22 protein-coding genes are annotated in these 20,609 nt (G+C 30.8%); 16 read left to right on the forward strand and 6 right to left on the reverse strand.

Annotated features, from left to right (window positions below; all coding sequences use genetic code 11):
* Positions 1-25 precede the first annotated feature (25 nt).
* The 13 genes from dnaG (at position 26) to ELQ11_RS06540 (ending at position 12,040) form a co-directional block, all read left to right on the forward strand.
* Positions 26-1,843 carry a DNA primase gene (gene dnaG, locus ELQ11_RS06480; RefSeq protein WP_072224108.1) on the forward strand — a complete coding sequence of 606 codons (1,818 nt, stop codon included), beginning with the start codon at positions 26-28 and terminating at the stop codon, positions 1,841-1,843.
* Between the two features lie 81 nt (positions 1,844-1,924).
* Positions 1,925-2,197 (forward strand): NifU family protein, encoded by a 273-nt coding sequence (locus ELQ11_RS06485; RefSeq protein ID WP_002871253.1) that lies wholly within the window; start codon positions 1,925-1,927, stop codon positions 2,195-2,197.
* Positions 2,184-2,735, forward strand: coding sequence for a hypothetical protein (locus ELQ11_RS06490; RefSeq protein WP_002871254.1), 552 nt, complete (start codon positions 2,184-2,186; stop codon positions 2,733-2,735). The genes ELQ11_RS06485 and ELQ11_RS06490 overlap by 14 nt, the downstream gene beginning before the upstream one ends.
* Positions 2,719-4,002, forward strand: coding sequence for a UDP-N-acetylmuramoyl-L-alanyl-D-glutamate--2,6-diaminopimelate ligase (locus ELQ11_RS06495; RefSeq protein ID WP_126264513.1), 1,284 nt, complete (start codon positions 2,719-2,721; stop codon positions 4,000-4,002). The genes ELQ11_RS06490 and ELQ11_RS06495 overlap by 17 nt, the downstream gene beginning before the upstream one ends.
* 3 nt (positions 4,003-4,005) lie before the next feature.
* Complete coding sequence (locus tag ELQ11_RS06500; protein WP_002871256.1) at positions 4,006-4,317, forward strand: YbaB/EbfC family nucleoid-associated protein; 312 nt, start codon at positions 4,006-4,008, stop codon at positions 4,315-4,317.
* A complete protein-coding gene (locus ELQ11_RS06505; RefSeq protein WP_052858758.1) occupies positions 4,314-5,408 on the forward strand; it encodes a PDZ domain-containing protein in 1,095 nt (364 codons plus the stop codon). The genes ELQ11_RS06500 and ELQ11_RS06505 overlap by 4 nt, the downstream gene beginning before the upstream one ends.
* The gene (locus ELQ11_RS06510) at positions 5,405-6,250 is read left to right on the forward strand and encodes a polyprenyl synthetase family protein (RefSeq protein WP_002851379.1); all 846 of its coding nucleotides are present in this window, start codon (positions 5,405-5,407) and stop codon (positions 6,248-6,250) included. The genes ELQ11_RS06505 and ELQ11_RS06510 overlap by 4 nt, the downstream gene beginning before the upstream one ends.
* 9 nt (positions 6,251-6,259) lie before the next feature.
* Positions 6,260-8,158 carry a transketolase gene (tkt, locus tag ELQ11_RS06515; RefSeq protein ID WP_070292835.1) on the forward strand — a complete coding sequence of 633 codons (1,899 nt, stop codon included), beginning with the start codon at positions 6,260-6,262 and terminating at the stop codon, positions 8,156-8,158.
* A 1-nt stretch (position 8,159) separates the two neighbouring features.
* Positions 8,160-9,269, forward strand: coding sequence for an MlaE family lipid ABC transporter permease subunit (locus ELQ11_RS06520; RefSeq protein ID WP_002871259.1), 1,110 nt, complete (start codon positions 8,160-8,162; stop codon positions 9,267-9,269).
* Entirely contained in the window at positions 9,270-9,992 is a 723-nt protein-coding gene (locus tag ELQ11_RS06525; RefSeq protein WP_134225209.1) for an ATP-binding cassette domain-containing protein, read from the forward strand. It abuts the gene before it with no gap.
* 2 nt (positions 9,993-9,994) lie between these two features.
* Positions 9,995-10,885, forward strand: a complete 891-nt coding sequence (locus tag ELQ11_RS06530) for an MlaD family protein (protein ID WP_002871261.1) — start codon at positions 9,995-9,997, stop codon at positions 10,883-10,885.
* A complete protein-coding gene (locus tag ELQ11_RS06535; RefSeq protein WP_002871262.1) occupies positions 10,885-11,484 on the forward strand; it encodes an ABC-type transport auxiliary lipoprotein family protein in 600 nt (199 codons plus the stop codon). Before ELQ11_RS06530 ends, ELQ11_RS06535 begins: the two co-directional genes overlap by 1 nt.
* Positions 11,485-11,539: 55 nt before the next feature.
* Positions 11,540-12,040 (forward strand): flagellar FLiS export co-chaperone, encoded by a 501-nt coding sequence (locus ELQ11_RS06540; protein ID WP_002871263.1) that lies wholly within the window; start codon positions 11,540-11,542, stop codon positions 12,038-12,040.
* A 370-nt stretch (positions 12,041-12,410) separates the two neighbouring features.
* On the opposite strand, the gene map is transcribed toward ELQ11_RS06540, so the two are convergent.
* The 6 genes from map to ELQ11_RS06570 all read right to left on the reverse strand — a co-directional run bounded on the left by map (position 12,411) and on the right by ELQ11_RS06570 (position 17,032).
* Entirely contained in the window at positions 12,411-13,169 is a 759-nt protein-coding gene (map, locus tag ELQ11_RS06545; protein WP_002856112.1) for a type I methionyl aminopeptidase, read from the reverse strand.
* A gap of 9 nt (positions 13,170-13,178) precedes the next feature.
* Positions 13,179-13,922: a glutamate racemase gene (gene murI, locus ELQ11_RS06550; protein WP_002871264.1), complete on the reverse strand. Its 744-nt coding sequence runs from the start codon at positions 13,920-13,922 to the stop codon at positions 13,179-13,181.
* A gap of 1 nt (position 13,923) precedes the next feature.
* Positions 13,924-14,385 carry a C40 family peptidase gene (locus ELQ11_RS06555; RefSeq protein ID WP_002871265.1) on the reverse strand — a complete coding sequence of 154 codons (462 nt, stop codon included), beginning with the start codon at positions 14,383-14,385 and terminating at the stop codon, positions 13,924-13,926.
* A gap of 8 nt (positions 14,386-14,393) precedes the next feature.
* Positions 14,394-15,563 (reverse strand): Na+/H+ antiporter NhaA, encoded by a 1,170-nt coding sequence (nhaA, locus tag ELQ11_RS06560; RefSeq protein WP_032603390.1) that lies wholly within the window; start codon positions 15,561-15,563, stop codon positions 14,394-14,396.
* Entirely contained in the window at positions 15,560-16,708 is a 1,149-nt protein-coding gene (gene nhaA, locus ELQ11_RS06565) for a Na+/H+ antiporter NhaA (protein WP_002855944.1), read from the reverse strand. Before nhaA (ELQ11_RS06565) ends, nhaA (ELQ11_RS06560) begins: the two co-directional genes overlap by 4 nt.
* A gap of 141 nt (positions 16,709-16,849) precedes the next feature.
* The gene (locus ELQ11_RS06570; protein ID WP_002856010.1) at positions 16,850-17,032 is read right to left on the reverse strand and encodes a YjfB family protein; all 183 of its coding nucleotides are present in this window, start codon (positions 17,030-17,032) and stop codon (positions 16,850-16,852) included.
* Between the two features lie 359 nt (positions 17,033-17,391).
* On the opposite strand from ELQ11_RS06570, the gene ELQ11_RS06575 reads away from it, so the two are divergent.
* The 3 genes from ELQ11_RS06575 (at position 17,392) to ELQ11_RS06585 (ending at position 20,570) form a co-directional block, all read left to right on the forward strand.
* Positions 17,392-17,604 (forward strand): hypothetical protein, encoded by a 213-nt coding sequence (locus tag ELQ11_RS06575; protein WP_126233051.1) that lies wholly within the window; start codon positions 17,392-17,394, stop codon positions 17,602-17,604.
* Positions 17,605-17,943: 339 nt separating this feature from the next.
* On the forward strand, positions 17,944-20,034 hold the full coding sequence (locus ELQ11_RS06580; RefSeq protein WP_126237564.1) for an FTR1 family protein: 2,091 nt from the start codon (positions 17,944-17,946) through the stop codon (positions 20,032-20,034).
* Positions 20,031-20,570, forward strand: coding sequence for an iron transporter (locus tag ELQ11_RS06585; RefSeq protein ID WP_002778842.1), 540 nt, complete (start codon positions 20,031-20,033; stop codon positions 20,568-20,570). Before ELQ11_RS06580 ends, ELQ11_RS06585 begins: the two co-directional genes overlap by 4 nt.
* The last annotated feature ends 39 nt before the right edge of the window (positions 20,571-20,609 follow it).

Below are 20,609 nucleotides of genomic sequence, written 5' to 3' on the forward strand. Positions count from 1 at the left end.
GTATAATTTTAACAAGGTTTATAAAATGATAACTAAAGAAAGTATAGAAAATTTATCCCAAAGACTTAATATTGTTGATATTATAGAAAATTATATTGAAGTAAAAAAACAAGGCTCAAGTTTTGTGTGTATCTGTCCTTTCCATGCAGATAAAAACCCGTCTATGCATATCAATCCTACCAAAGGTTTTTATCATTGTTTTGCTTGCAAGGCTGGTGGAGATGTTTTTAAATTTGTAATGGATTATGAAAAATTAAGTTTTTCCGATGCAGTTGAAAAAGTTGCAAGCCTTAGTAATTTTACTTTGAGTTATACAAAAGAAAAACAAGAAAATAAAAAAGAGCTAAAATCTATACTACCGATCTTAAATGCGTATTTTAAAGATAATCTCAAACACCACAAAGAAGTTTTAACCTATCTTTACCAAAGAGCTTTAAATGACAAAGATATAGCCAAATTCGAATTAGGTTTTGCAGGAGCAAGTGAAGATAGTATAAGATTATTGCAAAATCAAAAAATTCCTTTAGAAGATGCTATGAATGTTGGAGCTTTAAAAAAAGATGAAAATAATGAATTTTACGCAAGTTTTATATGGCGCATCACCTTTCCAATCTACGATCATAAAGACTTATTAGTAGGGTTTGGAGGGCGTACTTTAAATCCCAATGTACCGGCAAAGTATGTAAATTCACCCCAAAATATACTTTTTGATAAAAGTAGAATTTTTTATGCTTTTAACATCGCTAAAGAAAATATAGCCAAAAAAAAAGAAATAATAGTATGTGAAGGCTACATGGATGCAATAGCTTTTCACAAAGCAGGGTTTAACAATGCTGTAGCAGTTCTTGGAACAGCATTAACCGAACATCATTTACCCTTAATCCGCCGTTATGATGCAAAAGTGATTTTATGTTTTGACAATGATAAGGCAGGATTAAAAGCTGCGACACGATCTGCATTTTTATTGAGCACAAACAAAATAGACGGTAAAGTGGCAATTTTACAAGGCGGAAAAGATCCTGCTGAGCTCGTAGCAAAAAATGAAAGCACAAAACTTCATAATATACTCGATGAAGGAATAGAGCTCGGTGAATTTTATATCAGACGCTTAATATCCACTCATTCCATAATTTCTGCTCTTGATAAACAAAAAGCTTTAGAAACTATACAAAAATTCACCTTTAATCTTGAACCTTTAGTGGCAAATTCTTACACTAGTCTAGTTTCAAATTTATTAAAAGTGGATGAAAAATTTATTGTCTTATCACAAAATTCAAAAAAAATCATACAAACCCCTTTAATTTCTCAAAATAAATACAATTTTCCTAAAGAAAAAATTCACATTGCAGAATTAGAACTTATAGCTTTTTTAAAACAGCATCCAGATATATGTAACGATTTTAAGCAAATTAGTGATAGTGTTTGTTTTAAGCATAAGATTTTATTGGATAAAATTTTAGAAAAAAAAGGTTATGAAGATAGTGATATTAGAGAATTTGAAAGTAAAAATATTCGAAAAAATTTAAACTATAGCGAATTCTTGTTAGGTATTTGCAAGGTTAATTTAGCTTTTTTAAACAATGTAAAAATTAAAAATTCTACACTCGCATTAAAAAAACAACTTTTTACGCTTATTGATAAAAATTTAAATCTTTTAATTAAAAATTTAAATACCGAAGAATTAAATAATTTTTTAAAAGAATATTTAAGCTTCTTAAAATATGAAAAAAACGAAGAAATTCTGCAACAATCATTTAGAAATTTAAATGGAATTTTTGGCAATAAAAACTTTACAGTTTATGATTTAGGATTTAGCGCGCAAGATAATGACGAACCTTTTTAATTTATTTAAATTTCAAGCCTTAATTTACCTTTTTTTAAACACAATCACGCTAAAGTATATAAAAATTTTTAAGGATAAATTATGATGCCTTTTAGTGATGAAGAGCTTATAAATCCTGTTAAAGCAAGTTTAGAAAAGAGTTTGCCTATGCTTGAACGTGATGGCGGAGGGCTTGAATTTTTAGGAATTAAAAATGGGATCGTTTATATCCATTTAATAGGAGCTTGTAAAGGCTGTGCATCGAGTGGAACAACGCTAAAATACGGTCTTGAAAGGCAACTTAAGATTGATATTCATCCAGAAATCACTATAATCAATTTAAACGGCGGAGCAGACGAATTTGCAAAATTATAAAAAACTTGGAATTGAACATTTTTACAAGAAAGATTTTAAAACTGCAAAAATGTATTTTTCTATGGCTTATGAAAAACGCAAAAATAAACGCTTGCTAAATTTTATCTGCCTTTGCGATCTTGCTTTAAAATCTCCTAAAGAAGCTTCTTTACTCTTTGATTTTTATATAGAACATTACAAAATCTCTAGCATTGATAAAGACTTAGAAGAAATTTTAAGTACAATTGAATTTAAAAAACAAGAAAACAAACAGGAAAACGAATTTGAAGATGGGTATGCGTTAAATTATCAAGATTTTTTAAAAAGCGAAGAAGAACTTGGCTTTCAAAAAAGTTTTGAAAATATCATTAACAGCACTAAATTAGTTATTGATAATCGTGATGATTTTTTAGATTTTTTGGAAAAATTACTTGATAATGGCTATAAAGATATGACTTTAAATTATATAGAAAATGTTATGCCTCATTTTTGGGCAAATGATAGATTTATCAAACTCCAAGAAAAACTCATAGGATTTAAAAGTGAAATTAAAACTTGAAAATTCATTCATTACAGATAATACCTTAGAGTGTGAAAAAGAATGCTTTTTTTTACAAACCACACAAAATGCTAAATTTCACGCTCAAGCCTTAGAAAAAGGTGCGAAAATCATTGATGTAAATGAGTGTAAAAAACTTTTAAAAATCGATGAAAAGATTCAAATCATAGGAATCACAGGAACCAATGGCAAAACCACAACCGCAGCAGCGATTTATTCTATCTTACTAGATTTAGGTTATAAGTGTGGGCTTTGCGGAACAAGAGGAGCTTTTATCAACGATGAACAAATTGATGAAAAATCCTTAACCACCTCCCCTATTCTTAAAACCTTAGAATACCTACAAATAGCCACTCAAAAAAAATGTGATTTTTTCATCATGGAAGTAAGCTCACACGCCTTAATTCAAAACCGTATCGAAGGTTTAAATTTTGCTGCTAAAATTTTTACCAATATCACTCAAGATCATTTAGATTTTCACAGTACTTTTGAAAATTACAAAGAAGCAAAAGAGCTTTTTTTTACCGATGAGAGTTTAAAATTTATCAACAAAGATGCTTTGGCTATTAAATTTAATGTGCGTAATGCTTTTACTTATGGCATAGAAAATCCTGCTTTATATCAAATCAAAGCTTATTCTTTAGAAGAAGGCATTAGTGCTATTGTAACAAATAAAAATCAAACTTTTCACATAGACTCGCCCTTGCTAGGACTTTTTAATCTTTACAATCTTCTAGTTGCTAGCGCTTGTGTGAATGAACTTGTAAAGCCTGATTTAAAAGACTTGGAAAATGCTATCAGTGGATTTGGTGGGGTTTGTGGCAGGGTAGAACAAGTAGCAAAAGGTGTGATTGTAGATTTTGCTCATACACCTGATGGCATTGAAAAAGTGCTTGACACTCTTAAAAATAAAAAACTCATCGTTGTTTTTGGAGCAGGTGGAGATAGGGACAAAACCAAACGCCATTTAATGGGAAAAATCGTCGAACATTTTGCAAAAATTGCTATCATTACAAGTGACAATCCACGCAACGAAGAACCAAAAACCATCATGGAAGAAATTTTATCAGGCTTTGCTAAAAAAGAAAAAGTTTTAATGATAGAAGATAGAAAAGAAGCCATAAAAAAAGCTTTAGAACTAAAAGAAAATGACGATTTAGTCGTTATTTTAGGAAAAGGTGATGAAACTACTCAAGAAATTAAAGGGATAAAATATCCTTTTAGCGATAAAATAGTTGTTAATGAAATTTTAAAAAATCAAGGATAATCAATGTTTGAAAATATGGATTTTTCTAAAATGGGAGAACTTTTAAATCAAGTTCAAGAAAAAGCAAAAAATATAGAACTAGAACTTGCAAATCGTGAATTTAGCGCCAAAAGTGGAGCAGGACTTGTTAAAGTAAGCGCCAATGGAAAAGGTGAAATTATCGATGTTAGCATTGATGATTCTTTACTTGAAGATAAAGAGTCCTTGCAAATTTTACTTATTTCTGCAATTAATGATGTTTTGGCTATGGTTGCGCAAAATCGTTCCAATATAGCGAATGATGTTTTAGGCGGTTTTGGAGGTATGAAATTATGAAAAAAATTTTAATTATTTGCATGCTTTTTACTTTATCTTTTGGTATAGAAAGACCTAAATTTGAAGATTTTTTAGCAGGTTATGAAAGAAATAAGGCAAGCATGCTCAACTATGAAGGAATGCCAGCTTTTGCACTCAGTGAAAATTTACTTGCTGTATTAAAACAACCTAATGCTAAGCTTAACAAATATGTAAAATACGATCCATTTTTAAATTTATATCTTGTAAGAACTGACTTTAGCCTAATCCCTACTCCTATGGGTGATGAAGAAAAACTTACTCGTAATGATTGGGTTGGAATTTGGGATCCTAATAAACCTTATATAGGGCATATTAAGTATTTAGCTCAAAATATTGATGAAAAAGATCAACTTGATTTTAATTCTAAAATAGGACTTTTAGGGACTCCATGCTGTGAAATGATGGGGATTGCTTTAAATAATAGCTCTTTTATAGGCAATCGCTATTTAAAACATTTTATGAAATATAACGATGTTTATTGGGGGGATATTGGCGTTGATTTTGTTGTTCGAGAAAATAAAATTTATGTTAACAATGTAAGAAAAAATCCACAATTTTTAATCAACGATCAAGTTATAAGTGTTGATGGCTTGCCCGCCAATGATTTAAGAAAACTCAATGAAAAAATTCTTTTTGCAGATCGCGGAAGCACTCTTTATTTTCAAGTGTTGCGTGATAATATGGATTTAAATATTTCTACTGAAGTTTTTGCAAAAGATTTGAGCAAATTTAACCTTCCTGATTCTAAACCAAAACCAAAAATTACAAATTTCACAAGCAATCTTGGTTTAACGGTTAATACTAGTCTTATTGTAACCAAAATAGATCCAAAATCAAAAGCATCAAATGCAGGATTTATGGTAGGAGATAAAATTTTACGCGTTAATAATATTATTTTAAATAATTTTAAAGAATTACAAAATATTTTAAGCGCTGGTAATGACTTTAGCATCTTAATTGAACGCAAAAGTACTAAATTACCTTTATCAAATTTCAACAATGAACTAGGCGGAAATGCCAACTCAGGTGGCGATGGTAAATTTCAATTTTTCATAAGGCTTACTAAGTGAATTTAAAAGAACTTTTTATCCATCACTTAGAAAAAAATCTACCTAAGGTTGAAAGCTTTCATCCTTTTTTTAATGAAGCTTTAGCCCTTATGCTAAAAGCAGGAGGAAAGCATTTTCGTGCACAATTGCTTTTAAGCGTAGTACAAAGCAATAAACCTGAACTTTTAAATCAAGCTTTAGATGTGGCTTTGGCTTTGGAATTTATCCATACTTATTCACTCATACACGATGATTTACCCGCTATGGATAATGCGGATTTTAGACGAGGAATTCCAACCTTACACAAAAGCTACGATGAAACTACAGCCATCTTAGTGGGCGATGCTTTAAATACTGAAGCTTTTTTAGTTCTAAGTCATGCTCATTTAAAAGATGAAATCAAAATCAAACTCATCAAAACCCTTGCCTTTAATGCAGGGCTTAATGGAATGGTCATAGGACAAGCTATTGATTGTTTTTTTGAAGACAAAAGACTGAGTTTAAATGAACTTGAGTTTTTACATACACACAAAACCGCAAGATTAATCGCTGCAGCTTTAAAAATGGGTTGTGAAATTTGCGAACTTAACAACGAAGAAAGCAATCAAATTTACAAACTTGGTTTAAAACTAGGACTGATTTTTCAAATCAATGATGATATTATCGATGTAACTACAAGTCAAGAACAAAGCGGAAAGCCTACTAACAACGATATTCATAAAAATTCTTTTGTCAATTTGCTTGGACTTGAACAAGCCATAAAAACAAAAGAAAATCTTCTTAGTGAATGCGAACAAGACTTAGAAAAACTTAATGAAAAACTCGCACAAATGATACAAAATTTAATAATTCAATACTTATAAAGGCAAAAAATGGACATTCAAATTTTACAAGAACAGGCAAATACTCTAAGATTTTTAAGTGCCGATATGGTGCAAAAAGCAAACTCAGGACACCCAGGTGCACCTTTGGGCTTAGCAGATATTTTAAGTGTTTTAAGTTATCATTTAAAGCACAATCCTAAAAATCCCACTTGGCTAAACCGTGATAGACTTATATTTTCAGGTGGACATGCAAGTGCTTTGCTTTATAGTTTTTTACATTTAAGTGGCTATGATTTAAGCTTGGAAGATCTTAAAAATTTCCGCCAACTTCATGCTAAAACCCCTGGACACCCTGAAATTTCAACTCTTGGAGTAGAAATCGCTACAGGCCCTTTAGGACAAGGCGTTGCCAATGCCGTAGGCTTTGCTATGGCAGCAAAAAAAGCACAAAATTTACTAGGTAGTGATTTAATCGATCATAAAATTTATTGTCTTTGTGGAGATGGAGATTTACAAGAAGGCATTTCTTATGAAGCTTGTTCTTTAGCAGGACTTCACAAACTTGATAATTTCATACTCATTTACGATAGCAACAATATCTCTATAGAAGGCGATGTAGGTTTAGCCTTTAATGAAAATGTAAAAATGCGTTTTGAAGCACAAGGATTTGAAGTTTTAAGTATAAATGGACACGATTATGAAGAAATCAATAAAGCCTTAGAACAAGCTAAAAAATCCACAAAACCTTGTCTTATCATCGCAAAAACAACTATAGCAAAGGGTGCAGGAGAGCTTGAAGGCAGTCATAAAAGCCATGGTGCACCTTTGGGCGAAGAAGTGATTAAAAAAGCCAAAGCACAAGCAGGTTTTGATCCAAATATCAGTTTTCATATCCCACAAGCAAGCAAAATCCGCTTTGAAAGTGCTGTAGAACTTGGGGATTTAGAAGAAGCAAAATGGAAAGATAAGCTTGAAAAAAGTGGTAAAAAAGAACTTTTAGAAAGGCTATTAAATCCCGATTTTAGTAAGATAGTTTATCCTGATTTTAAAGGAAAAGATCTTGCTACAAGAGATAGCAATGGTGAAATTTTAAATGTTTTAGCTAAAAATTTAGAAGGATTTTTAGGTGGAAGTGCGGATTTAGGCCCTTCAAATAAAACAGAACTTCACGGTATGGGAGACTTTATAGAAGGTAAAAATATCCATTTTGGTATCAGAGAACACGCTATGGCAGCGATTAACAATGCTTTTGCAAGATATGGAATTTTCTTACCATTTTCAGCAACTTTTTTCATCTTTAGTGAGTACTTAAAACCTGCCGCAAGAATAGCAGCTCTAATGAAAATCAAACATTTTTTTATTTTCACGCACGATAGCATAGGCGTGGGCGAAGATGGGCCAACACACCAGCCTATAGAACAACTTAGCACTTTTAGAGCTATGCCAAATTTTTTAACCTTTAGACCTGCTGATGGGGTAGAAAATGTCAAAGCTTGGCAAATAGCTCTAAATGCAGGTATTCCAAGTGCTTTTGTACTTTCACGCCAAAAACTCAAAGCCCTAAATGAACCTGTTTTTGGAGATGTAAAAAATGGAGCGTATTTACTCAAAGAAAGCAAAGATGCTAAATTTACACTTTTAGCGAGCGGAAGTGAAGTTTGGCTTTGTTTAGAAAGTGCGAATGAACTTGAAAAACAAGGTTTTGCTTGTAATGTTGTTTCTATGCCTTGTTTTGAACTTTTTGAAAAACAAGATAAAGCTTATCAAGAAAGATTGTTAAAAGGTGAAGTTATAGGCGTTGAAGCAGCACACTCTAATGAACTTTATAAATTTTGCCATAAAGTGTATGGCATAGAAAGTTTTGGAGAAAGTGGCAAAGACAAAGATGTGTTTGAACACTTTGGCTTTAGCGTTTCAAAGCTTGTAAATTTTATCCTTAGCAAATAAAATGAATACAAATTTCAAATTTCAAAATAACACTCTTTTTATCTTTGGAATTTGGGATAAAACAAGCATTTATAAGTTAAAAATAAAAGATTTTTTAGCTTTGATCCAAAGCAAGGAAGTGATTTTTGATTTTAAAGATCTAAAAGCAATCGATACCGCTGGAGTGAGATTTTTCCTTGCTTTGGAAAATGATCTTAAAGATAAAAATATTAAAATCACCAAAGAAGGCTTAAATTCACGCTTTCAAACCCTTTTTGAACTTTGTGAAAAAAACTACCAAAGACTAAGCAAAACAAAAAAATCACATAAAAATTTCAGTGAATACTTTATCGATCTTGGAAAATTAAGTTTGGAACTTTTAAAAATTTTAAGAAAATTCATCAATTTCACAGGAGCTTTTTTCACAAGTCTTTTTTTATGCCTTAAAAATCCTAAAAATTTTCGCTTTATTGCTTTTTTATATCATATAGAAAATTCTGCTTTTAAAGCTTTGCCTATAGTTATTTTAACCGCTCTTTTAGTAGGAGTGGTTTTAGCCTATCAGGCCGCTTATCAACTCGCACAATTTGGAGCCAATATTTTCATAGTAGATTTGATGGGAATTTCAGCCACTAGAGAACTTGCACCTTTAATCGCTGCCATAGTGATCGCAGGAAGAAGTGCAAGCTCTTATACCGCACAAATTGGAGTGATGAAAATTACTGATGAAATTGCAGCTATGAATACTATGGGTTTTCGTTCTTTTGAATTTATTATTATTCCACGTGTTATGGCTTTGGTAGTGGCTATGCCTTTAATCGTTGCCATTAGCGATGCGATCAGTATTATAGGCGGAATGATGGTTGCAAAATTAAATCTTGATATTTCTTTTGCCGAATTTTTAAGACGCTTTAGAGAAGCTGTAGATATAAAACATATCTTTATAGGACTTGCAAAAGCACCTATTTTTGGATTTTTAATAGGGCTTATTGCTTGTTTTCGTGGTTTTGAGGTAAAAAACACTACACAAAGCATAGGAATTTATACCACAAAAAGCGTTGTAAATGCTATTTTTTGGGTGATAGCTTTTGATGCTTTATTCTCTGTTATTTTAACTTCTGCAGGAATTTAAATGGTTATTAAAGCGCAAAATATCATTACAAAATTTGGAGAAAAAATCGTCCATGATGGCGTAAGTTTTGAAATCAAAAAAAACGAAATTTTTGGTATTTTAGGAGGTAGCGGAAGTGGAAAATCCGTCCTTTTAAAACAAATGCTTATGCTTGAACATTTTGATGGTGGAGAATATGAAATTTTAGGCTATAAGCTTAAAAATATCAACGAAGAAGATGCACTTGCTTTGCGTAAAAAATGGGGTGTAGTTTTTCAGTTTGCTGCACTTTTTAGCTTTTTTAATGTTTATGAAAATATCGCCATTCCTTTAAAAGAATACACTCATTTAGATGAAAATAGCATACAAGAACTGGTTTTAATGAAGTTAAAAATGGTAGGTTTAAACGAAAGTGTTTTAAAACAATTTCCAAGCGAACTTAGTGGTGGTATGCAAAAAAGAGTGGTAATTGCTAGAGCTTTAGCACTTGATAGTAAGTTACTTTTTTTAGATGAACCTACCTCAGGACTTGACCCTCATAGTAGTCGCGAATTTGACGATTTGGTTTTAGAATTAAAAAAAAGTTTTGATTTAAATATCATTTTGGTTACACATGATAAAGAAAGTATGAAAAATTTACTCGATCGCTTTATCATTTTAGAAAATAAAAAAGTTGGATTTTGCGGTACTTATGAAGAATTACGCCTGCAAAATAAACGACTTTTTAAAAGATTTATGGAGTAAAAGTGGAAAATAGAGCAAATTATTTTTTTGTAGGACTTTTTGTTTTTGGAGTATTTTTTGCAAGTCTTGGTTTCATACTTTGGCTTGGTGGATACTCTAAAGAAGAAAGTTTTAAGTATTATGAAATTCACACACAAGAATCCGTTGCAGGACTTGGCATAAAAGCACCCGTAAGGCTTTTGGGCGTGGAAGTAGGTAGCGTAGAAGAAATCAGCATTTACAATCAAGATGAACTCGGCGTTAACATACGCATTAAGGTCAAAAACAATACCCCTATAAAAGAAGACACCTTTGCTACTTTGCAACTTCAAGGTATCACAGGACTTAAATTTGTCCAACTTCAAGGCGGAAGCAAAAATAGCAAAGATTTAGTATCTATACAGGGAAAACTTCCAGTCATTCCTTTTAAAGAAAGTTTTTTAGCAACCATAGACAGACAAAGTGAACATATTTTTTCTTTGGTTAAAACGGCCGATGATAAATCAAAAGAACTTTTAAGCGAAAAAAATCTTAAAAATCTAGAAATCTTTTTGCAAAATCTAGCAGAATTAAGTGCAAATTTAAATGCTAATTCTAAAAATTTAAGCCTTAATCTTTCAAACACAAGTTTAAAAATAGGAAAAATGGCTGATAATATAAGCCTTAGTGCGCAAAATTTCAACTCCAGTCTTAAAGACATAAAAGAAAGCACGATGATTTTAAAAAATTTCATAAAAAAAGCTGATGAAAAATTAAACACTTATGATGATATTAAAGCATCTTTGATGCAAAATTTAGAGCTTTTTAAACGAGTTTTAATTGAAAGCAATATTCTAATAGAAAATTTACAAAATAGCCCTGCTGATTTGATTTTTAAAGAAACTAAACCTAAACTAGGACCAGGAGAAAAATAATGCTAAAGCAATTATTCTATATTTTGACTTTTACTTTTATATTATGCGGATGCTCTTTAAGACACGAAACCATCAACAAAAATGAAAATATCATATTAAAAGATGAAGGAATAGACTCAAATATTTTTTTTAAAAAAACCGGTAAAATTCTTAAAATTCGCAATGCAAATGCACCTTTGTATTTAAACTCGCGAGCTATTGTTTATATAGATAATGGTTTTAGCAACAAATACGCACATTATTTCTGGGGAGACTTACCAAGCAATCTTTATTCTTTTTTAATTTTGTCAAAATTTGAACAAAGCAATATTTTTACAACCTTACTTTCTTCAACAAGCTCTTTAAATGCGGATTATGCCCTTGAAAGCAGGATTAACTCTTTTGAACAAATTCTTAACAACAATGAAAACTACGCTCAAATTTCTATAAGCGTAAATTTCATAAATCTTGAAAATAATCAAATAATAGCTCATAAAATTTTCAATACTAAAGAAAAAATAGAAAAAAAAGATATCCGCTCTACTTATAATGCTTTTCAAAAAGCCTTAAATAAAATTGGAAATGAGATTGTTTTTTGGGTAAATTCTAATTTATCCTAATTTAGGAACACTTTTTGCTTTTTAAATATTTAGCAATATTTTTGAAAGGTAAACAATGAAAAGTGATTTAGATATATTTAAAAAACACTTAGGCGAAATTCAAAGCGTGAATGAATTTAAAGCAAATCAAATTTGCTCTCAAATCAATGATGCAAATGATTTTATAGGAGCACTTCAAGTACTTGATATGTCTTTAAAAAAAATAGAAAAAAGCATTCTAGAAAGAATAGATGAAAATTCAGATGATATGCAAAAAAGAACTCTTGATGCCACAGCATCACAACTTATACAAAACTGCTCTTTCATGGGAACAGCCCTTTTTGGAAATATTTTCAATGTTTATGTTGGTAAAAAACTTTTTGAATTTGAAATTGCTAATCCACTTTTAATTCTTCAAACAAGTAATTACGAAGGTGTATTGGCCTATATACAAGATAAAAGAGATGAAATAAAAATCATTCTATCAGAGTTAGCAACCGCAATCACCATGGGCGAAACTATGGATAATGCTGGAATTTATAACTCTACAATGGATTTTAAAAATTTATTTAAATAAGAATAGTAATCATTTGTTCTCTTTAAGCGAATATAATATATTTTAGCTTAAAGAGATTTTCCAAACTCTAAAAGAGAGTTAGGCTACGAATAAAAAGGGGGAGGGAAATAGCCTAACCCAAACGAGATCTTAAAAGATCTCTTTAAACTAAAATAAATATTTAGATAATTTAACAATTTTTATTAAATTATCTAAACCATATTTATGTTTTAGTTTAATACGATGTGACACTTTATTCTAATAACACTTAATATATGATAAAAATATTATTTAGTAACTTAAATTATTAAAGAATATTACTACAATATTATTTAAAAAATTTTAAATTTTTAGGATTTTAAGAAAAAAATATTATTTTTATAATTTAATATCATATCATAGAAAGAATTTCAGCACGCCCATTAATCACAGCAACACAATGTTCATAATGAGCCGCATTAAGCCCATCAATACTTCCAGCATCCCATTTTCCATTATAATGTTTTGGTGTTCCATCTTTTTGGCATATCATAGGCTCTATGCAAAACACCATTCCATTTTTAATTTTAGGGCCACTTTTTGCACTCGCACCTTTTTCTAAATAGTTTAAAATTTCAGGCTCTCCATGGGGCTTTCGTCCTATACCATGTCCACAATATCCACGAAGCGGGACAAAACCTCTTGCATGGATAAATTCGCCTAAAGCAGCTGAAAGTTCCTTAAAACGCATTCCATCATGAATAATATCTATAGCATGATATAACGCGTCTTTAGCACAAGAGATTAAAGCTTTATCAGTGGGTGAAACTTCTCCTATAGCAATAGTTCTTGCTGCATCCCCATAATACCCATCAATCAAACTTCCCACATCAAGACCTAAAATATCACCCTCTTTGATAATTTTATCATCTGGAATTCCATGGATACAAACTTGATTTAAAGATGTACAAATGGCACCTGGAAAACCATAAAGCCCCTTAAATGATGGCTTGGCACCAAGGCTTAAAATATAATCTTCTGCCATTTTATCAATTTGTTTTAAACTCATTCCTATTTTAATTTCATTCTCTAAAAAATTTAAAGTTTTTGCTACAATTTGATTTGCTATTCTTAATTTTTCTATTTCATCTGGTTTTTTCAATTCTATCATTTTATTTCCTTATAAATTTAGCCAAATTTTAGCAGTATTTTTTAAAGATTCAACATCGCTTGAAGCATAAAAATGCAATCTTGCTTTATGATTTTTCAAATCTATATTTTCTCTTTCTTTAAGAAATTCAACTATAGCATCTCCTGAATGAATTAATTTTGTTTTATCGCCAAAATACTTACTTAAAGAACGACCTAGTAAAGGGAAATGAGTACAAGCGAGTATCAAAGCATCTGGAGTTGTGATATTTTTAAAATAATACTCCATAGCACTTTGCAAAAAATCTCCTTCAAAAATACCTTCTTCAACCATAGGCACAAAAAGCCCTGTAGCTAAAGCATTTATATTTGTATATCCTTGAGATAATAAACGCTTTTGGTATTCTTCTGATTTAATGGTTGCTTTTGTTGCAATGACTAAAATTTCTTTATTTTTATCATGTAAAGCTTTTATCGTTGCTTCAACCCCTGCATCAATTACGCCATATACTGGAAAATGTGCTTTTGCTTTTAAAGCATCTAAAGCATAAGCACTAGCAGTATTACATGCAATGATAAGCATATCAATTTGAAATTGTTCAAAAAATTCCAATGCTTCAAGACAGAACTTGATAATAGTATCTTTATCTTTTACCCCGTAAGGAACTCTTGCGGTATCTCCATAATAGATAATTTCATCAAAAAGTCTAGCTTCATAAAGAGATTTTAAAACACTAAGCCCCCCTACTCCGCTATCAAATACACCTATTTTCACTTTAATACCTTCTTGCTCCTATATAACGAGCCTTCCAATAAGAACTATTTAACTCGACTTCTTTTACTCCACCTTTAGTAGATAAATGTATAAATTTTCCCTTGCTCGTATAAATACCAACATGCATACCATTTGGCCCTCTACCTGTCTTAAAAAATACCAAATCTCCTGTTTGCAATTTTGATTTAGAAACTTTTCTCCCAGAACCTAATTGAGTTTTTGTAGTGCGAGGTATGCGTATATTAAGCTGAGCTAATGCACTCTGCGTAAATCCTGAACAATCAGCACCTTTTTTAGTAGTTCCACCTAAAACATAAGGAGTTTTTTTCCATTCATTTGCTATAGTCTTAAGTTTTGTTTCTTTATTTGTATTATAAATCGGGCGAGTATAGTTTAAATTCTGATAAAAACTACATCCACTTATAAAGAATACAATCGCGATGATGAAAAAAATATGTCTCATCAGTCCCCTTAAGATCGAGTAGCAAAGAATTTAAGATAAATAAAACCCCAAATCCCAGAACAAAATGAAGCTATGAGAATAGCTAAATTATCTGCATAATTAAAAATATCACTGACTTCATACGCCAAACCATCGATAAACAAACTCATTGTAAAACCGATACCTGTAAGTATACAAACCCCATAAAGTTGTTTCAAATTTGAACCTTGGGGCAAGGCTGCAAATTTAAAGCGGATTGCCAAATAAGAAAACAAAAATACACCCACTTGTTTACCCACAAAAAGCCCCAAAAAAATACCTATACTTACACCTGAAAAAATTGCTCCCATATCGATATTGGATAAATTTACCCCAGCGTTAGCAAAAGCAAATAAAGGCAAGATAACAAAAGCGAGCCAAAATTTTAGACTTTCATAGATTTCTTCTAAAAATGCTTCTCCATTTTTAGTTTGCATCGGTATAAAAAATGCTGTTATGATTCCAGCTAAAGTTGCATGCACACCACTTTTTAAAACACTAATCCAAAGAATAACTGAGCAAATAAAATAAAAAGACTTTCTTGTTATTCCTAAAATATTTAAAACAAGCATTACCAAAATAGCAATTCCTGCAACGACAAAAGCAACTATTGATAATTTTGTCGTATAAAAAATAGCTATAATTAAAATAGCACCCACATCATCAAAAATAGCCAAAGAAAGTAAGAAAATTTTTAAACTTGATGGAATATGCTTACCACACATCATTAAAATCGCTAAGGCAAACGCTGTATCTGTAGCTGTAGGTATAGCCCAACCTTTTAAGGTATAAGCATCTCCTATATTCACCAAAGCAAACAACATTGCTGGTATGAGTATACCCCCTAAAGCAGCCATAAAAGGTAAAACAATATTTTTAGGATTTTTAAAATCCCCATGCAAAAATTCCTTCTTAAGCTCAAGCCCTATAGCAAAGAAAAATATAGATATAAGCCCATCATTTATCCAAAGCAAAAAAGGTTTATTAAGCTCAAATTCACCTACACTAAATCCGACTTTTAAATTTAGAAATTCTCGATAATGTTCGCTAAAAGATCCATTTTGTACAAGCAAAGCAAGCAAAGTACAAACTATAAGTAAAACACCACCAAAAGCCTCGTTTAAAACTAAAGTTTTTAATTTATGTACTATATTATTCATTTAACAATCTTAAGATAAATAAAACCAACAATGGCACTTAAAAAACTAGCTATTAAAATAGCAAGTTTATCCGCATGTTCAAAAATATCACTATTTTTATAAGCCAAACCATCAATAAACAAACTCATCGTAAAACCAATGCCTGTTAAAATACATATACCATAAAATTTTCCATATTTAATATTTTCAGGTAGTTTTGCAAGCTTAAGTTTGATAGCAATAAAACAAAAAGTAAAAACACCTAGTTGCTTTCCTAAAAATAATCCTAGAATAATTCCAAGGCTTACAGGCGAAAATACCGAACCAAGATGCATATCTCTGATATCAATCCCAGCATTAGCAAAAGCAAATAAAGGCAAGATAAAATAAACCACCCAAGGATTTAAATCCTTAAGAACTTCATGCAAATAAGGTTTTTTATTTTTTGTATCAAGTGGTATAAATAAAGAAATGATCACACCAGCCAAAGTCGCATGTACTCCACTTTTAAGCATAGCTATCCATAATACAACACCTACTAACACATACAAAGAAAGATGGGTGATGTGATAATAATTTAACAAAAGCAGAGCAAATATACAAAACAAACAAATAATAATCGCCAAAGCTGAAAGCTGGTCTGTATAAAATAAAGCAATAATAACAATAGCGCCCAAATCATCAAAAATAGCTAAAGAAAGTAAAAAAAGCTTTAAACTTGTAGGAATTTTATTTCCTAAAAGCATCAAAATGCCTACTGCAAAAGCTATATCGGTTGCTGTAGGTATTGCCCAACCTTTCATAGCAAAATCATGGGAATAATTAATAGCAGCAAAAATTAAAGCAGGAGTAATCATACCCCCCAAAGCTCCAAATATAGGTAAAGATACAGCTCTTATATTTTTAAGCTGTCCGCGTAAAATTTCATATTTTAACTCAAGCCCTATACATAGAAAAAATATAGCTATCAAACCATCATTTATCCATAAATCCAACGATTTTGAAATTTGAAAATGATCAAATCCTACTGTAAAATTAGCATGAAAAAAATCTGTATAAATAACACTTAAAGAAGAATTTTTACACAATAAGGCTAAAAATGTAAAAAATATAAGCAAAATACCAGGGAAAGTTTCACTTAAAACCATCTTCTTTATCATTTGCATCCTTGCTCCTAAATAAATATTATAAAAATTTAATACGATAAATAAAATGGCAAAATTATAACGAAAAAATACTAAAGAAATAATTATTTAAAAAAACAAGCCCAAGATACCAACAAGTTCTTAAGCTTGTTCTTAAGATATTTAAGCGTAAATATCCAAACCACTAGAGCTAGAAACTTGTGGAGCGGAGGCTTGAGAGACACCTTCCATACCTTCGATGAGTTCATTCATCAATGCCTCGTTTGTGTCCATAGATTTTTTCAAAACTGAAGTATTAACAGCAGTCATTAAATTAGCATTACCCATAGAAACATCTGAAACCATATCATCCTCCTTTTAGATTGAGTCTTAAGACTTTATTTAAATCGGATGATATTTTTAAAACTTAATATTTTTTACTAAACTTTTTAAAATTTTTAAGGAAACCAATATCTGGAATTAAAAATCATAAATTTTTTAAAATAAAATCCTATTTTAAAAAATTTTACACTATGAAGCAATAAGCAAAATATAAATGGTTGATACTTTTAGAAGCAAATTAAATAGATAAAATTTTACTTCAATAAATTTAAGTTTTATCTTATTTTATAATATTTATAATATAATCAAAAATTACAACTTAAGAAAAAAATGAAAAAAATATCTTAAGTTTAGTAAACATTGTAAACTAAGAGGTTAATGAAATGATACTGGTAACACCTTGTGGCGTTATGGATACCACAAATTTTGGCAAAAGTGAAGTAAATAGGCAAACTATAGATTTTTCTTTAAAATCTCAAGAAAAAAAAGAAAAAGTAGAAGCTAAAGCTGAGAAAGAAGAAGCAAATAAAGACAATAGCGATTCTACAAACACAGATACCAACAAAAAAGATAAACTTTTGGATATATCTACTTAATCTAAAATATGCTATAACCATCTCCTTGAAGAATACACAATAAATGATTTTTTGATTTTTATTAACACTAAAAAAGGAAAAATTAAAAATACAAAAACAATATCCCAAAGTGCATAGCTTAGAAGAAAGCCTTGCGATACTTAAAAATAACCCATATTAAATCACAAAAATAAGATATATTTAAAAATTTATTAAAATATATCTTAAATATAATTAATAAAAAATATTATCGATACAAAAGCTTATTTTTTAGTTCTATTTAAGATTTTTAATATTATACTAGCCATTATTTATTTTGATAATAAATATTATTTTTATCAAAAACCAAGGATAATGATAATGAAAATTTTTAAAATTATATTTTTAATTATAAGTATTTTTTTATCAAGCTCAGCTTTTGCTAGAGTAGATGATTATATTAATGAAGCAAATCTTATCAAAGATATGCTAAAACAAAGCATAGAAACTTACAAAAAGGGCGATAATCTAGGTGCTAAAAAGCTTAGTGAAGATGCGTATTTTCAACATTTTGAAAATATGGAAGGCCCTATAGGAAGAAACATAGGAAGAAAAGCCATCACCATGGAGCGTAAATTTGTAAATTTGCGTCGCATGTATAAAGATGAAGCTCCTTTGACACAAATTAATGCTTTAGTGGATAGCCTTTATTATGATCTTGATGAAGTAGCCCCAATCTTACAAAATGGATATCGTTTAAAAGCAGAAGCAAGCGATACAAACTATGATAAGGCTAAAGCTGAAAAATCAAGCCTAGAAGCCAATGCCAAACGCGAAGCTGATGCAGAAGCTTTAATCGCACAAATGATGGGCGTGGATAAAAAAGATTTAGCACAAAGTTCTTTAACCACCCAAGCTCCTATACCTGCAAACGACGACACAAGCAAACTTACAGATGATAATGCAAGCGCTGATTTACAAGCTGCCGCTGCAATGGACGCAAGATTGCAATTTATACTAGATAATATCTCTACCAAATTTTCACAGGCAGCTAATGCTTTTAAAGAAAAAAACTACCAAGCTAGTAAAGATTTTTTAAATGATGCCTTATTTAGTGATTATCGCAATACCAAAGTAGAAATTTTAGTAAATAAATTTACCAAAGCAGGAAACGATCAAAAAATTCAACAAGCCATACGCACCCTTATACGCCAAATCAACGATACAAAAATAGATGAAAAAGGCTTAAGAGATGGCTTAGATAACATAGAAGAACAAATTTTTGATGTTTTCTTGCAAATTCCAAATTCAGAACTTTCAAGTTTGCAAATTTCAGGCTTTAATGATGAAACAAAAGGCAAAGATTATGCCAAAGTTTCTAATGATATCAAACTTGCTTTAGATGGAATTTTAAAAAATTATGATGGCTTTAGCACTTCTATAGTAGATGATTTACAAGGAATTTATCTAGATATTTTTGAAGCAAGCGGTATGGAAAATAAAATCGGTGCTGTAGATAGCGGCTTAAAACTTAAAATAGAAAGTTTATTTTCCAAAGGTGTGGCACTGATTAAAGCAAGCGCAGATAAAAAAGAGCTTGAAGCCACTTTTAATGACTTAGAACAACTCATAGCAAGCAGCGTGGACAAAATTCAAGATTCTACTCCTTATTCGCTATTTATATGGGCTTTAGGCATTATTATCCGTGAAGGATTGGAAGCTTTGATTATCGTTGTAGCCATTGTTTCTTATCTTGTGCAAAGTGGTAATAAAAATCGCCTAAATATCGCCTATAGCGCTCTTTTTACAGGAGTGATTTTAAGTTTTGTTACCGCTTTTGGAGTTTCTTGGCTGTTTAAAGAAAACGCAGGACAAAGTAGAGAGCTTATAGAGGGTATTACCATGCTTATAGCCGTATTGCTACTCTTTTATGTGGGCTTTTGGCTGCTTTCAAACGCACAAAATAAAAAATGGACAAGCTTTATCAAACAAGGTGCTATAGATGCCATATCAAATAATAGCGCAAAAACCCTTTGGATCACCGTATTTTTAGCTGTTTATAGAGAAGGTGCAGAAACTGTGCTTTTTTATCAAGCCTTGCTTTTTGATGCTAAAACAAGCACTGATTTTAGTGCTGTTTTTGGTGGGCTTGGACTTGGAATTTTAATACTTATTGTTTTATATTTTCTTTTAAAAGCAGGAGCCATTCGCATACCTGTAAAACAATTTTTCTATATCACTTCTTACATTATTTTTTACATGGTTTTTGTTTTTACAGGCAAAGGCATAGCTGAACTCATAGAAGGAAAAATCATCATTCCTAGTCTTATACCTATGAATTTTGAACCGATTTTATGGCTTGGAATTTATCCTTACTATGAGACTTTAATCCCTCAATTTATAGTTTTGATCATGCTAATTATTGGCATTTTGATAACAAAACAAATTTCAAAAAAAGGAGTGAAATCATGATAAAAAAAGTTTTATCAGTAGTTGCTGCAGCTGCGGTTATTAGCACAAATTTATTTGCAGGCGAAGTGCCAATCGGTGATCCAAAAGAACTTAATGGTATGGAAATAGCCGCTGTTTATTTACAACCTATTGAAATGGAACCAAGAGGTATTGATTTAGCTGCGTCTTTAGCAGATATTCACCTAGAAGCTGATATTCACGCACTTAAAAACAATCCAAATGGTTTTCCAGAAGGTTTTTGGATGCCTTATTTAACCATAGCCTATGAACTTAAAAATACCGACACAGGTGCGATTAAACGCGGAACTTTGATGCCTATGGTGGCTGATGATGGTCCTCACTATGGCGCAAATATCGCTATGGAAAAAGATAAAAAAGGTGGCTTTGGCGTAGGAAATTATGAACTTACTTTTTATATCTCAAATCCAGAAAAACAAGGTTTTGGACGCCATGTTGATGAAGAAACAGGCGTGGGTAAGTGGTTTGAACCTTTTAAAGTAGATTATAAATTCAAATACACAGGCACGCCAAAATGATTTTACACTCGGATTTTCCGAGTGTTTAAATATTTTTAT

Source organism: Campylobacter sp. US50a (genome assembly GCF_004379015.1).
GTDB lineage: Bacteria > Campylobacterota > Campylobacteria > Campylobacterales > Campylobacteraceae > Campylobacter_D > Campylobacter_D jejuni.

Coding starts and splice junctions, on each gene's coding strand:
- dnaG (WP_072224108.1), top strand. CDS start 26: ATGATAACTAAAGAAAGTATAGAAAATTTATCCCAAAGACTTAATATT.
- ELQ11_RS06485 (WP_002871253.1), top strand. CDS start 1,925: ATGATGCCTTTTAGTGATGAAGAGCTTATAAATCCTGTTAAAGCAAGT.
- ELQ11_RS06500 (WP_002871256.1), top strand. CDS start 4,006: ATGTTTGAAAATATGGATTTTTCTAAAATGGGAGAACTTTTAAATCAA.
- ELQ11_RS06505 (WP_052858758.1), top strand. CDS start 4,314: ATGAAAAAAATTTTAATTATTTGCATGCTTTTTACTTTATCTTTTGGT.
- tkt (WP_070292835.1), top strand. CDS start 6,260: ATGGACATTCAAATTTTACAAGAACAGGCAAATACTCTAAGATTTTTA.
- ELQ11_RS06520 (WP_002871259.1), top strand. CDS start 8,160: ATGAATACAAATTTCAAATTTCAAAATAACACTCTTTTTATCTTTGGA.
- ELQ11_RS06525 (WP_134225209.1), top strand. CDS start 9,270: ATGGTTATTAAAGCGCAAAATATCATTACAAAATTTGGAGAAAAAATC.
- ELQ11_RS06535 (WP_002871262.1), top strand. CDS start 10,885: ATGCTAAAGCAATTATTCTATATTTTGACTTTTACTTTTATATTATGC.
- ELQ11_RS06540 (WP_002871263.1), top strand. CDS start 11,540: ATGAAAAGTGATTTAGATATATTTAAAAAACACTTAGGCGAAATTCAA.
- map (WP_002856112.1), bottom strand. CDS start 13,169: ATGATAGAATTGAAAAAACCAGATGAAATAGAAAAATTAAGAATAGCA.
- ELQ11_RS06555 (WP_002871265.1), bottom strand. CDS start 14,385: ATGAGACATATTTTTTTCATCATCGCGATTGTATTCTTTATAAGTGGA.
- nhaA (WP_032603390.1), bottom strand. CDS start 15,563: ATGAATAATATAGTACATAAATTAAAAACTTTAGTTTTAAACGAGGCT.
- nhaA (WP_002855944.1), bottom strand. CDS start 16,708: ATGCAAATGATAAAGAAGATGGTTTTAAGTGAAACTTTCCCTGGTATT.
- ELQ11_RS06570 (WP_002856010.1), bottom strand. CDS start 17,032: ATGGTTTCAGATGTTTCTATGGGTAATGCTAATTTAATGACTGCTGTT.
- ELQ11_RS06575 (WP_126233051.1), top strand. CDS start 17,392: ATGATACTGGTAACACCTTGTGGCGTTATGGATACCACAAATTTTGGC.
- ELQ11_RS06580 (WP_126237564.1), top strand. CDS start 17,944: ATGAAAATTTTTAAAATTATATTTTTAATTATAAGTATTTTTTTATCA.
- ELQ11_RS06585 (WP_002778842.1), top strand. CDS start 20,031: ATGATAAAAAAAGTTTTATCAGTAGTTGCTGCAGCTGCGGTTATTAGC.